The organism is Streptomyces sp. NPDC110618 (genome assembly GCF_055657065.1).
Map to the genome: position 1 here is coordinate 703,872 of NZ_JBVKBN010000001.1, position 14,734 is coordinate 718,605.

Sequence of the window (14,734 nt, forward strand, 5' to 3'; positions counted from 1 at the left end):
GCGCTGCGGCGTCGGACGCGGGCCGCCTTCGTTCTTCGCCGAGTGCGCCGCGGGCGGTTCCGAGTTTTGCCGGGAATAAATTCTTGCGGTGTCCCGGCGTTTCTCCGGTAAGTTTCCTCGGTGTTTCCGGGCGGGGCCGAAGTGGGTACGGGACGGGGCGGGGATTCCGGTAGCAAATCCTGCGGAGGCGCCTCAGGGAGGGGGCTCCGGGTCCGGGGGTCTGATCGCAGGGCGGTTCGGAGTACCCCGGATCCGAATCTTCAAACCGCACGCTTCTCATTGTTATCTTTCCGTGATGAAGGGCGGGCGCGGACTGCATGACCGTTCGGTCGTCCCGAGGGGATGTTTCGGCTCCGGTTGGGGACGTCTTGTCTTAGTCGCAGGTCGTAGGCGCGTTGAAGGCTCTACGCCTGCCCGTGATACAGGGTTGTCATGACCGTGCTGTGTGGTTGTCACGTGGGGGTGCGGTACCCGCCGGTGCGGGCGTGACCGTACCGAACCCCGGCACCGAACCCCCGCTACGCGCGATGACCGAACCCGCCCGCCCCAGACACCGCAGTGTTTCCCCGTCGGTCCGGACCTTCGTTGACTCCCCGGACGCGGCCCACCTAATGTCGCCGCCATCGACGCAGATAAACGAATGGAACGAACGTGCCGTGGCGGCCGCTTCCATTTCTTCGCTGCATCGCATTCCGAGCACGTGTGACGTCCAGGAGGGGATATTTCCATGCTCCCGCACGCCGACAGGTCGACAAAGGTCAGTGGTCATCCGGAATTCCCGCGCAGCGCCCGTCGAGGGGACCGGCGCCCGACCGCTTCGCAGAATGTCACCTGCATGGCGAGCCTCAACCCCGGGCTCAAGATAGAGGCGGCCAACGCCGACTTCTTCCGGCACGTCGCACTGCCCTCCACGGAGGTCTGCGGCCGCAGCATCTACGACGTTCTGCACCCCAGCGCCCGCAACGTGCTGTCCAAGCACTTCTCCCACCTGTCGAACGGCCACGGCAGCCGCTTCGTCGAGCGGGTGGTCGCGATGCGCGGTCACGACCGGGTCTTCTCCGCGGAGTTCACCGGCATCGCCGTCAAGGGCGAGGGCGACGACCTGTCCGGCGTCGTCGTCCTGATGAGCCCCGACGACGAGCCCGCCGAGGCCGCCGAGCGGCCCGCCAAACCCACGCCCCTGCTCACCGCCCTCGACGCCCGCATCCTTGAGGGCGTCGCCACCGGCGCCTCGACCGTGCAGCTCGCCTCACGGCTCTACCTCAGCCGACAGGGCGTCGAGTACCACGTCGGCCTGATGCTCCGCCGGTTCAAGGCCCCCAACCGCGCCGCGCTCGTCTCCCGCGCCTACTCCATGGGCGTGCTCACCGTCGGTAGCTGGCCGCCCCGTGCCGTACCCGACTTCGTGAAGTGAACCCCGTACCCCTCATCAACGAGTGAGACCCCTCATCAACGAGTGAGGCAGCAGCCGCCGCCACGGCTCTGCGACGCCGGCTTCCCCGTCCCCACGGGGAGGCCGGCGTTCGTCGTCGTACCGGTCAGCGGCGGTGCCCACCGATGCCCTCGTCGTCGGCGTCCGGCCACGGGGTGTGCTCCAGCGGCGAGTCGGGCACCGGGATCGGGACCAGCTCCCGTGCCTCCCCACGCGCCTTGCGGGCGGCCGTCACCGGCAGGTCCTCCATGTCCACCCGGAAGCGGTCCAGGTCGTTCATCAGCCTCCGGATGTAAGGGGAATCGCCGTCGGCCGACCGCAGCGACTCGACGCTGCCGTGCAACCTCGCCAGTGCGGAGCGCACCTCCGCCAGCTTCGCGCTCATCTGCATCCCTCCGTCTTCGGGGCCGGACAGGTGTCGGCACGCCCGCCGCACGCACGCCGGGCCGGCACCACCCGGCCGGGCGGCACCGCCTCATTGAGAAGGACCGGCCCCGTCGAGCGCAACACCCGCCCCCGCCCGGACGCCGATGTCTGGGCGTTTCCCGAAACCCCCGGTCACAGCGCCGAGTTCGGCCCCGTCCGACGCCCACGGAATCTAGGGGGCGCCCTAGTGGGTGCGCACCTAGCGTGAGGAGCCCGACGGCCCGGGAACCCCCCAGCCCTGCCCGACCGGCCGGAACGCGCCGCCGACCACGCAGTGCACCGGACACCCGCCGTCAGCACGCGCTGCCCGACGTCCGCGGGCCCACAGGGCTGGGCCGACAAGCTGGTGGAGTGGAATGAGCGAGTCAGAACGCACCCGGTACGGGCTCAACGCCGCGCCCCAGCGCGCCATCGCCGTCATCGGCCTGGCCTGCCGGCTGCCCGGCGCCCCGGACGCCGACGCCCTGTGGCGGCTGCTGCGCTCCGGCGAGAGCGCCGTACGCCCCACGCCCGCCGACCGGCTGGAACTCGCCGGAGCCCCCGCCGAGGCAGACCCCGGCGACGACACCCCCCGCTGGGGCGGCTACCTCGACGACGTCACCGGCTTCGACGCCGCCTTCTTCGGCATCTCGCCCCGCGAGGCCGACGCCATGGACCCCCAGCAGCGTCTGGTGCTCGAACTCGCCTGGGAGGCCCTGGAGGACGCCCGCGTCCTCCCCGCCCGCCTCGGTGCCACCAGCACCGGCGTCTTCATCGGCGCGGCCCACGACGACTACGCCACCCTCGCCCACGGACTCGACCCCGCCGGCGTCACCCACCGGTCCTTCACCGGAACCCACCGCGCCCTCATCGCCAACCGGATCTCCTACCTGCTCGGCCTGCGCGGCCCCAGCCTCACCCTCGACTCCGCCCAGTCGTCCTCCCTCGTCGCCCTCCACCTCGCCTGCGAGAGCCTGCGCGGCGGCGACAGCGACCTCGCCCTCGTGGGCGGCGTCAACCTCCAACTCGCCCCGCAGAGCAGCCTCTTCCCCCACCGCTTCGGCGCCCTCTCGCCCGACGGCCACTGCTACACCTTCGACGCCCGCGCCAACGGCTACGTCCGCGGCGAGGGCGGCGGCCTCCTCGTCCTCAAGCCCCTCGACCGCGCCCTCGCCGACGGCGACCCCGTCCGCGCCGTCATCCGCGGCAGCGCCCTCAACAACGACGGCGGCGGCACCACCCTCACCGCCCCCGACGCCGCCGCCCAGGAAGACGTCCTGCGCCGCGCACTGCGCAACGCCAAAGCCGCCCCCGACGACATCCAGTACGTCGAACTCCACGGCACCGGAACCCCCGTCGGCGACCCCGTGGAGGCGGGCGCCCTCGGCGCCGTCCTCGGCACGGCGCGAGCCGAGGACGCGCCGCCACTGCACGTCGGCTCCGTGAAGACCAACATCGGCCACCTGGAAGGCGCCGCCGGCCTCGCCGGTCTCATCAAGACCGTCCTCGCGCTCCAGCACCGCGAGCTCCCGCCCACCCTCAACCACGAGACCCCCAACCCCGACATCCCCCTCGACGCCCTCCGCCTGCACGTCCCGACCCGCCTCGGCCCCTGGCCCCGCCCGGACGCCCCCCTCGTCGCCGGCGTCTCCGCCTTCGGCATGGGCGGGACCAACGCGCATGTCGTGCTGGAAGAAGCGCCGAGCACGGCTGAGCCGGAAGACCGGTCGGAGCCGGTGTTCGCGGCCGGTGGTGTGGTGCCGTGGGTGGTGTCCGGGCGTGGCCGGGAGGGGCTTGCCGGGCAGGCGGGGCGGCTGGCCGCGTTCGCGTCGGAGGCCGAGGGCGGTATGCGGCCCGGGGACGTGGCCTGGTCGCTGGCCGCCACCCGTACCGCGTTCGAGCACCGTGCGGTCGCCTTCGGGAATGACCTGGCCGAAGTCACCGACCGAGTAACCGAATTGGCGTCGGGTGCGGTGTCGGCGTCCGGTGTGGTGCGGGGTTCGGTCGCCCCGGGTGCGGATCGTGTGGTGTTCGTGTTCCCGGGTCAGGGGGCTCAGTGGGCCGGTATGGGGCGGGAGTTGTGGGATGCCTCGCCGGTGTTCGCGGAAGCCATGGAGGCGTGCGAGCGGGCACTGGCCCCGTTCGTCGACTGGTCGCTGAGCGAAGTCGTACGCGGTGGGCGTGAGCTGGCTGACGTCGATGTCGTGCAGCCCGTGTCCTGGGCTGTGATGGTGTCGCTGGCCGCGGTGTGGCGGGCGTGCGGTGTCGAGCCTTCCGTTGTCGTGGGGCATTCGCAGGGTGAGATCGCCGCTGCTGTGGTCGCGGGCGGCCTGTCGCTGGAGGACGGTGCGCGGGTTGTCGCGCTGCGGTCCAAGGCGATCCGGGCCATCGCGGGCCGGGGCGGCATGGTCTCCCTCGCGCTGTCCTCGGGGCAGGCCGAGAGCCTTGTCGCGCAGTGGGGCGGGCGTATCGACATCGCGGCCGTCAACGGGCCGTCGTCGGTGGTCGTCGCGGGTGACGCGGACGCACTGGACGAACTGATGGCCCACTGCGAGGGCGGTGACGCCCGGGCACGGCGCGTTCCGGTGGACTACGCCTCGCACACCTGGCATGTGGAGGCCATTGAGGGCGAGCTGGCGCGGGCTCTCGGTCCGGTCGTGCCGCGCACCGGTGAGGTGCCGTTCTTCTCGACCACCGAGGCCGAGCTGATCGACACCGCCCGGCTGGACGGCGGGTACTGGTACCGCAACCTGCGCCGGCGCGTCCGCTTCGCCGACGTCGTCCACAGGCTCACCGAGCAGGGCTACTCGGCGTTCGTCGAGGTCAGCTCACACCCGGTACTCGGGATGCCGGTGCAGGACGCGGCCCCGGACGCGGTGGTCGTGGGCACCCTCCGCCGCAACGAGGGCGCCCGCTTCCTGACCTCCCTCGCCGAGGCCTGGGTACGCGGCATCCCCGTCGACTGGACGCGTGTTCTGGCCGGACAGGGCGGTCGTACGGTCCCGCTGCCGACGTACGCCTTCCAGCGCCGCCGGTACTGGCTGGACGGTGAGGCGTCGCGCCGCACGGTGTCGTTCGCACCGCCTTCCGACGCGGCGGGGCAGGCGCCCGTACCGGGGCACGGAGACCTGCTCCAACTGATCCGGGCGCACGCCGCGGCCGTGCTCGGGCATGCCGGGCCCGGCGACGTGGACGCCACCCTGACCTTCAAGGCACTGGGCTTCGACTCGGCGACCTCGGTCGAACTGCGGAACCGGATCGTCGCCGACACCGGCGCCTCCCTCCCCGCATCGGTGCTCTTCGACCACCCGACCCCGCGAGCCCTCGCCCGGCACCTGCGCCAACTGCTCGACGGAGGCGCCGAGGCGGAGACGGAGATGGAGCGCAGGACGAGAGCCGACGAGGATCCCGTCGCCGTCGTGGCCATGGGCTGCCGGCTGCCCGGTGGCATCCGCACGCCCGAGGAACTGTGGGACCTGCTGGCGACCGGCGGAGAGACCGTGTCCGCGTTCCCCGCGGACCGGGGCTGGGACCTGGAGAACCTGTACCACCCCGACCCCGGGCACCACGGGACGACGTACGCCCGCGCCGGTTCGTTCCTGTACGACGCCGCCGAGTTCGACCCGTTCTTCTTCGGCATCTCGCCCCGCGAGGCCGAGGCCATGGACCCGCAGCAGCGGCTGCTGCTCGAAGCGTCCTGGGAGGCACTGGAGCGCGCCGGGATCGACCCCACCACGCTGCGCGAGAGCGACGGCGGTGTGTTCCTCGGGCTGATGCAGCAGGAGTACGGCCCCGGGCTCCGGAACGCCCCGGAGTCGGTCGACGGATACCTGCTGACCGGAACCTCGTGCAGTGTCGCCAGCGGCCGGATCGCCTACGTGCTCGGCCTGCGCGGACAGGCCGTGACCGTCGACACCGCCTGCTCGTCGTCCCTGGTCGCCCTGCACATGGCGGTGCAGGCGCTGCGGTCCGGTGAGTGCGCCTTCGCGCTCGCCGGCGGCGCCACGATCATGGCGGAGCCCGGGATCTTCGTGGAGTTCAGCCGGCAGCGCGGGCTGGCGCCGGACGGGCGGTGCAAGCCGTTCGCGGCGGGCGCGGACGGCACCGGCTGGGGCGAGGGCGTCGGCGTGCTCCTGCTGGAGCGTCTGTCCGACGCCCGCCGCAACGGGCACCCGGTCCTGGCGGTGATCCGCGGCTCCGCCGTCAACCAGGACGGTGCCAGCAACGGCCTCACCGCCCCCAACGGCCCTTCCCAGGAGCGGGTGATCCGCGCCGCGCTCGCCAACGCCGGGCTCACTCCCGACCTGGTGGACGCCGTCGAGGCCCACGGTACGGGTACCACGCTGGGTGACCCGATCGAGGCACAAGCGCTGCTGGACACCTACGGCCGGGGACGCGACCCCGAACGGCCTTTGTGGCTCGGCTCGTTCAAGTCCAACATCGGGCACACGCAGGCCGCCGCGGGTGTCGCCGGGGTGATGAAGATGGTGCTCGCCCTGCGGCACGGGGTGCTGCCGCGGACCCTCAACGTGGACGAGCCCACCCCCCACGTCGACTGGTCCGCAGGCGCGGTGTCGCTGCTCACCGAGCCGGTGGAGTGGCCGCGCGTGGAGGGGCGTCCGCGCCGGGCCGGGGTCTCGTCGTTCGGCATCAGCGGCACCAACGCGCACGTCGTGCTGGAGGAGGCGCCGGACGCCCCGGTGCGAGAGGAACCGTCCGGTGCGCCGGTTTTCGCCGCCGGCGGTGTCCACCCCTGGGTGGTGTCCGGGCGTGGTGGCGAAGGGCTTGCCGGGCAGGCGGGACAGTTGGCCGCCTTCGCCGCGGCGGGGGAGTCGGTGCGACCGGTGGACGTGGCCTGGTCGCTGGCGGCCACGCGTACCGCCTTCGAGAACCGGGCCGTGATCCTGGGCCAGGACGCGGACGAACTGCTTCCCGCTCTACGGGAGGTGGCCGCCGGAGCCGAGGGGCTGCCGTCTTCCGTCGTACGGGGACGGGCGGCCCAGGTCGTCGACGACGTGGTGTTCGTGTTCCCGGGTCAGGGGGCTCAGTGGGCCGGTATGGGGCGGGAGTTGTGGGATGCCTCGCCGGTGTTCGCGGAGTCGATGGAGGCGTGTGCGCGGGCACTGGCTCCGCATGTCGGCTGGTCGCTCAGTGAAGTCGTCCGTGATGGGCGTGAGCTGAGTGACGTCGATGTGGTGCAGCCTGTGTCGTGGGCTGTGATGGTGTCCCTGGCTGCGGTGTGGCGGGCGTGTGGGGTGCGGCCGTCGGTGGTGGTCGGGCATTCGCAGGGTGAGATTGCTGCTGCTGTGGTGGCGGGTGGTCTGTCGTTGGAGGACGGTGCGCGGGTTGTCGCGTTGCGGTCGAAGGCGATTCGGGCCATCGCGGGGCGTGGGGGCATGGTGTCCGTGCCGCTGCCCTTGGAGCGGGTGCGGGAGCTTCTGGGTGATCGTGTCGACGTCGCTGCCGTCAACGGCCCGTCGTCCGTGGTCGTGGCTGGTGATGCGGATGCCCTCGACGAGTTGATGGCGCATTGTGAGGGCGCCGATATCCGGGCGCGTCGTATCCCGGTGGATTACGCCTCGCACACCTGGCACGTGGAGGCCATTCAGGACGAGTTGGCGCGGGCTCTCGGTCCGGTCGTGCCGCGTACTGGTGAGGTGCCGTTCTTCTCCACCACGGAGGCCGAGCTGATCGACGCCGCCCGGCTGGACGGCGGTTACTGGTACCGCAACCTGCGGCAGCGTGTGCGCTTCGCCGATGCTGTCCAGGGGATGGTGGAGCAGGGCTACTCGGCCTTCGTCGAGGTCAGCTCGCACCCGGTGCTGGGAATGGCGGTTCAGGAGTCCGCTCCGGAGGCCACGGTCGTAGGCACCCTGCGCCGCAACAAGGGAGGCGCCGACCGGTTCCTGACCTCCCTGGCCGAGGCATGGGTGCGCGGCATCCCCGTCGACTGGACCAAGGTGTTGGCCGGACAGGGCGGCCGTACCGTCGAACTGCCCACGTACGCCTTCCAGCACCGCCGCTACTGGCTGGAGAAGGCCACCCCTGCCCCAGCCTCGGACACCGTCGACGCCCGTTTCTGGGAGGCCGTCGAGCGCGAGGATCTCGAATCGCTCGCCACAGCACTGGAGTTGACGGACCGGGCGCCGCTGGCCGAGCTGATGCCTGCCCTCTCGCGGTGGCGCAAGGACGCCGCCGCGCGTTCGGCGGTGGACGACTGGCGGTACAAGGTCGTCTGGAAGCCCCTCGGCGGCGAGTCGCGGTCCGTCACGCTCGACGGTGACTGGCTGCTCGTCGTCCCCGAGGACGAGGCCGTCGCCGGGGCCGACTTCGTCGCCGCCGTCGCGGACGCCCTGACCCGGCACGGCGCCCGCCCGCACACCCTCGCCCTCGGCGCACGCCACGCCGAGACCGCCGTACTGGAGGCCACGCTCCAGCAGGCGCTGTCCGAGTCGGACGCACCCCTCACCGGTGTGCTCGCCCTCACCGGGCTGGACGACAGCCCGCTGCCCGAGCACCCCGTGCTGACCACCGGCTCCGCGCTCACCGTGTCGCTGCTCCAGGCGCTGGGCCGGGCTGGGGTGGCCGCGCCGCTGTGGTGCGCCACGCGGGGTGCCGTGGCCGTCGGGGAGCAGGAGAGCGCCGCCCGGCCGGAACAGGCGGCCGTGTGGGGGCTGGGCCGGGTCGCCGCGCTGGAGTTCCCCGAGCGCTGGGGCGGCCTGGTGGATCTGCCCGAGCGACTGGACGGCCGTACCGGCGCCGCCCTCTGCGCCGTACTGTCGGCGCGCGGCGACGATGTGGAGGACCAGGTCGCCCTGCGCGCCGGGTCCACGTTCGTGCGGCGGCTCATGCCGGCGCCCGTCTCCGGGCCCGCCGCACGCCGCTGGGCGCCCACCGGTACCGCCCTGGTCACCGGCGGTACCGGGGCGCTCGGCGCGCACGTGGCGCGCTGGCTGGCACGCGGCGGTGCCGAGGACGTGGTGCTGGTCGGGCGTCGCGGTGCCACCGATGCGGGGGCGCTGGCGGAGCTGGAGGCCGAAGTCGCCTCGCACGGAACGCGGTTGAGTGTCGTCGCCGGTGACGTCGCCGACCGTGCGGCGCTGGAGGAACTGCTGAACTCCCTGCGCACCGAGGGCCGTACCGTCCGCACCGTCGTGCACGCGGCCGGTGTCGGTGTGCTCGGCGCGCTCGACGGCCTCGGGCTCGCGGAGTTCGCCGAGGTCACGGAGGGCAAGGTGGCTGGGGTGCGGAACCTCACCGAGATCCTGGATCCCGCCGAGACCGACGCGCTGATCTGCTTCTCCTCCATCTCCGGCATCTGGGGTGTCGCGGAGCACGCGGCGTACGCCGCCGCCAACGCCACCCTGGACGCCCTCGTCGAGCACGCGCGCCGAACCCGCGGGCTGCCCGCCCTCTCCGTGGCGTGGGGGCCCTGGGACGGCGGCGGCATGATCAGCGAGGAGATGCGTGATCCACTGCGCCGCCGCGGTATCCCGGTCATCGCTCCCGAACCCGCGATGACGGCCCTCCAGCAGGCACTTGACCACGACGACACGCTCGTGGCCGTCGCGGACGTCGACTGGAACCGGTTCGTCTCCGTGTTCACCGTCGCACGCTCCGCCCCGCTCATCGCGCACCTCAAGCCCAAGCCCGCCCAGGTGGACCCCGTCCGCGCCGGGCGCGAGGAGGCAGACGGCACCGCCCCGTTCGCCGAGCGGCTGCGCGCCCTGCCGGACGCCGACCGGGACCGCCATGTGCAGGAACTGGTGCGCGCCGAGGCCGCCGCCGTGCTCGGCCACCCCTCGGCCGACGCCGTCGACGCGGCGTACGCGTTCAAGGAGTTGGGCTTCGACTCGGTGAGCGCCGTGGAACTGCGCAACCGGCTCGCCGCCCGCACCGGCCTGAAGATCGCCACGACAGTCGTCTTCGACCACCCGACACCGCTGGCGCTCGCCGAACACCTGAGGCGGCTGGCCCTGGGCGACAAGGCCCCCGAACCGGTGAGCACGGCGTCGGCCGACCGGCCGCTCGACGACGACCCGATCGCGATCGTCGCCATGGCCTGCCGCTACCCCGGCGGCGCCAACAGCCCCGAGGAACTGTGGCGGATCGTCACCGCGGGCGAGGACGTCATCACCGGCCTCCCCGCCGACCGCGGCTGGGACACGGCCCGGCTGTACGACCCCGACCCCGCCCGGCCCGGCACCAGCTACGTCCGGCACGGCGGATTCCTGCACGACGCCGGGGACTTCGACGCGGCCTTCTTCGGTATCTCGCCGCGCGAGGCCAAGGCGATGGACCCGCAGCAGCGGCTGCTGCTGGAGACCTCCTGGGAGGCCTTCGAGCGCGCCGGCATCGACCCGCGCGGCCTGCGGGGCACCCGTACCGGCGTCTTCACCGGACTCACCGACCAGAACTACGGCACGCTGCTGACCCGCAGCAACGAGGGCACCGAGGGCTACCTCGTCACCGGCGCCTCCACCGCCGTCGCCTCCGGCCGCGTCTCCTACGTCCTCGGCCTGGAGGGCCCGGCGGTCACCGTCGACACCGCCTGCTCCTCCTCGCTGGTCGCCCTGCACCTGGCGGTGGGATCCCTGCGGTCCGGCGAGTGCGAGATGGCACTCGCGGGGGCCGCGATGGTGATGGCCGACCCGGCGCCGTTCGTCGCGTTCAGCCAGCAGCGGGGCCTCGCGCCCGACGGGCGCTGCAAGCCCTTCGCCGAGGCCGCCGACGGCTTCGCCCTCGCCGAGGGCGTCGGCGTCGTCCTGCTGGAGCGCCTGTCCGACGCCCGCCGCAACAACCACCCGGTCCTCGCCGTGATCCGCGGCTCCGCCATCAACCAGGACGGCGCCAGCAACGGCCTCACCGCCCCCAACGGGCCCTCCCAGCAGCGCGTCATCCGCGCCGCCCTCGCCGACGCCCGGGTCACCCCGGCGGACGTCGACGTCGTCGAGGCCCATGGCACCGGCACCCGGCTCGGCGACCCCATCGAGGCCCAGGCCCTGCTCGCCACGTACGGGCAGGACCGGCCCGAGCCCCTGCTGATCGGCTCCCTGAAGTCCAACATCGGGCACACACAGACCGCTTCCGGCATGGCGGGCGTGATGAAGATGGTGCTCGCCATGCGGCACGGGCTCGTCCCCGGCACCCTGCACGTCGACGCGCCGTCCTCCCACGTCGACTGGACGTCGGGCGCCGTGTCCGTGGTGACCGACACCGTCAACTGGCCGGACACGGACGGTCGTCCGCGCCGGGCCGGGGTCTCGGCCTTCGGGATCAGCGGGACGAACGCGCATGTGGTGCTGGAGGAGGCGCCCAGCGACTCGCCGGCGGCGGAGGAGCGGTCGGAGCCGGTGTTCGTGGCCGGTGGTGTGGTGCCGTGGGTGGTGTCCGGGCGCGGCGAGGAAGGGCTTGTCGGGCAGGCGGGGCGGCTGGCTGCCTTCGCCGCGGCGGGGGAGTCGGTGCGACCGGTGGACGTGGCCTGGTCGCTGGCCGCCACCCGTACCGCCTTCGAGAACCGGGCGGTTGCTCTTGGCGCCGACCTGGGTGAACTCGCCTTGCGGTTCGGTGAACTGGAGTCGGACGCGGGTGTGGTGCGGGGTTCGGTTGCCGCGGGTGCGGACCGTGTGGTGTTCGTGTTCCCGGGGCAGGGGGCTCAGTGGGCCGGTATGGGGCGGGAGTTGTGGGATGCCTCGCCGGTGTTCGCGGAGGCCATGGAGGCGTGCGAGCGGGCGCTCGCGCCGCATGTCGACTGGTCGCTGAGTGAAGTCGTCCGTGATGGGCGTGAGCTGGCTGACGTCGATGTCGTGCAGCCCGTGTCCTGGGCTGTGATGGTGTCGCTGGCCGCGGTGTGGCGGGCGTGTGGGGTGCGGCCGTCGGTGGTGGTCGGGCATTCGCAGGGTGAGATTGCTGCTGCTGTGGTGGCGGGTGGTCTGTCGTTGGAGGACGGTGCGCGGGTTGTCGCGTTGCGGTCGAAGGCGATTCGTGCCATCGCGGGGCGTGGGGGCATGGTGTCCGTGCCGCTGCCCTTGGAGCGGGTGCAGGAGCTTCTGGGTGACCGTGTCGACATAGCCGCCGTCAACGGCCCGTCCTCCGTGGTCGTGGCTGGTGACGCGGATGTGCTGGACGAGCTGATGGCGCACTGTGTGGGCACTGACATCCGGGCGCGTCGTATCCCGGTGGACTACGCCTCGCACACCTGCCACGTGGAAGCGATCGAGGACGAACTCGCCCAGGTTCTGGGCCCGGTTCAGCCGCGCACCGGTGAGGTTCCGTTCTTCTCCACCACCGAGGCCGAGCTGATCGACACCGCCCGCCTGGACGGCGGGTACTGGTACCGCAACCTGCGCCAGCGAGTCCGCTTCGCCGACGCCATCCAAGGGCTCACCGAGCAGGGCTACTCGGCCTTCGTCGAGATCAGCTCCCATCCAGTCCTCGGCATGGCGGTTCAGGAGTCCGCTCCGGACGCCACGGTCGTAGGCACCCTGCGCCGCAACAAGGGAGGCGCCGACCGGTTCCTGACCTCCCTCGCCGAGGCCTGGGTGCGAGGCATCGCCGTCGACTGGACGAAGGTGCTCGCGGGACAGGGCGGTCGTACGGTCGAACTTCCCACTTACGCCTTCCAGCACCGCCGCTACTGGCTCGACGTACCTGAGTCCGCACCGGCCGGCACCCCCGGGGACGACGTGGACGCCCGTTTCTGGGAGGCCGTCGAGCGGGAGGATCTGGAGGCGTTGGCCGACACGCTCGACCTCGCTCCCGAGCGGCGCGGGACGCTGGGGGCCGCTGAACCGGTGCTGCCCGTGCTGGCCGAGTGGCGGCGGCGCCGGCGGGAGAGCACCACGCTGGACTCCTGGCGCTACACGGTGACTTGGCAGCCCGCCGACGGACGACCGGGTGCCCTGCCCCCGCACTGGCTGGTCGTTCTGCCGAGCGACGACTCCGACACGGACGAGTTGATCGAGCGGTTGCGTGGACGCGCGGACGTAGAGAGTGTCACCACCGTCCCCTTCGACCTGGACCGCGACGACCGCTCCGCCCTGGCCGAGCGGTTGCGGGAGGCGCTGGAGCGTGCTCCGGGCGTCGGCGCCGTACTCAACCTCCTGCCGTTCCGCCCGGAGGACGCACCGTCGGACGGCGAGGTCCTGCCTCGTCCCGTCACCGCGACCGTGCTGCTCATGCAGGCCCTGACGGACACCGGGGCGCGACTGCCGCTGTGGACCGTCACCCGGGGCGCGGTACGGGTGACCGGGACCTCCGACGGCGGACCCGCGCCGGAGCAGGCGGCCGTCTGGGGCCTGGGCCGGGTCTTCGGGCTGGAGCACCCCCAGTGCTGGGGAGGACTCGTCGACCTCCCGCCGTCCCCGTACGGCGAAGACGACACGAAGCTGTGGGACCGGCTCTTCGCCGCCCTGACCGGAGCCGACGACGAGGACCAGTTCGCCGTCCGCGCCGAAGGCCTGTACGTACGCCGTATGATCCGCAAGCCCGCCGCCGTCCCGGACTCCGGGAACGGCGAGGGCCGTACGGTCCGGTTCTCCGGTACGACACTCGTCACCGGCGGCACCGGTGCCCTCGGCGCGCATCTCGCGCGACGGCTCGCCGCGACCGGCGCCGAACACCTGCTGCTGGTCAGCCGACGGGGACCCGACGCGCCCGGTGCGCTCGAACTGGAGGCGGAACTCACCGCGCTGGGCGCCCAGGTCACCATCACGGCCTGTGACATCACCGACCGGGACGCGCTGGCGAAACTGCTCGCCGACGTGCCGGGCAACGCGCCTGTCAACGCCGTCGTGCACGCGGCCGGTCTGGAACCCCCGGCCGTGGGCGTGGAGGACACCGGTCTCGACGCGCTGCGCGCCGTGGCGGAGGCGAAGATCGCCGGCGCCGTTCATCTGGACGCGCTGCTGGCGGACCGGCCGCTGGAGGCGTTCGTGCTGTTCTCCTCCGGCGCGGGCGTGTGGGGCGACGGCGGGCACGCCGGGTACGCGGCGGCCAACGCCTACCTGGACGCGTTCGCCGAGTGGCGCCGGGCCCTGGGCCGGGTCGCCACGTCCATCGCCTGGGGTGCCTGGGCGGGCGGCGGCATGGTCGACGACGCCGAGAGCGACCGGCTGCGCGGCTACGGCGTGCCCACCATGGACCCGGAGGTGGCCGTCGGCGCCGTACAGCAGGCCGTCGATCGTGACGAGACGTTCCTCGTCGTCGCCGACGTGGTGTGGGACCGGTTCGCGGCGACCTACTCGGCCGCCCGGCGCCGCCGCTTGTTCGACGAGATCCCCGAAGTGCGCCGCGCCGCCGCCGACGCGGAGAACGAGGACACGATGGCGGACGGCGGTTCGACGGGGGCCTTCGCCCAGCGGCTGGCCGGAGTGGGGCGCGTCGAACAGGAGCGCATCGTGCTCCAGTTGGTCCGCACCCAGGTCGCCGCGGTCCTCGGCCACGACGGCACCGCCGCGATCAGCCCCTCGCACGCCTTCCGCGACCTCGGGTTCGACTCGCTGACCGCCGTCGAACTGCGCAACCGGCTCAAGGACGCGACCGGACTCGCCCTGCCCGCCACGCTGGTCTTCGACCACCCGACCCCGGCCGCCCTCGCCGGACGTCTGCTCTCCGAACTGGTCCCGGACGCCGGGCAGTCGAGCGGCGGGGAGCCGTCGGCGCTGGACGACCTGGAGGCCCAGGTGGCCGCACTCGACCCCGCCGACGCGGCGGCCCGCGACCGTATCGCCTCCCGGCTCCAGGCGCTGCTGTGGCGGCTGTCCGACAGCCCGGCGGACGCCGCCGCCGCGGCGGGCGACGGAAGTGACGACGACGCACTGCTCCAAGCCGTGTCCGACGACGAGATGTTCGACCTGATCGACCGGGAACTCGGCCTCAACTAGACCGGCCGCCGCC

The 14,734-nt window shown here is 72.7% G+C and carries 3 protein-coding genes; 2 read left to right on the forward strand and 1 reads right to left on the reverse strand.

Translation table 11 applies throughout. The annotated features are described in order from the left end of the window. The first annotated feature begins 835 nt into the window (after positions 1–835). Positions 836–1,414, forward strand: coding sequence for a LuxR C-terminal-related transcriptional regulator (locus ACZ7L7_RS03045; RefSeq protein WP_285515194.1), 579 nt, complete (start codon positions 836–838; stop codon positions 1,412–1,414). A 124-nt stretch (positions 1,415–1,538) separates the two neighbouring features. On the opposite strand, the gene ACZ7L7_RS03050 is transcribed toward ACZ7L7_RS03045, so the two are convergent. After that, positions 1,539–1,817, reverse strand: a complete 279-nt coding sequence (locus ACZ7L7_RS03050; RefSeq protein WP_472074535.1) for a hypothetical protein — start codon at positions 1,815–1,817, stop codon at positions 1,539–1,541. A 397-nt stretch (positions 1,818–2,214) separates the two neighbouring features. On the opposite strand from ACZ7L7_RS03050, the gene ACZ7L7_RS03055 reads away from it, so the two are divergent. Beyond that, entirely contained in the window at positions 2,215–14,721 is a 12,507-nt protein-coding gene (locus ACZ7L7_RS03055; protein WP_472074537.1) for a type I polyketide synthase, read from the forward strand. Positions 14,722–14,734: the final 13 nt, after the last annotated feature.

What these genes read in the sequence shown, in the direction of transcription:
- ACZ7L7_RS03045 (WP_285515194.1), top strand. Translation starts at nt 836, where the DNA reads ATGGCGAGCCTCAACCCCGGGCTCAAGATAGAGGCGGCCAACGCCGAC.
- ACZ7L7_RS03050 (WP_472074535.1), bottom strand. Translation starts at nt 1,817, where the DNA reads ATGAGCGCGAAGCTGGCGGAGGTGCGCTCCGCACTGGCGAGGTTGCAC.
- ACZ7L7_RS03055 (WP_472074537.1), top strand. Translation starts at nt 2,215, where the DNA reads ATGAGCGAGTCAGAACGCACCCGGTACGGGCTCAACGCCGCGCCCCAG.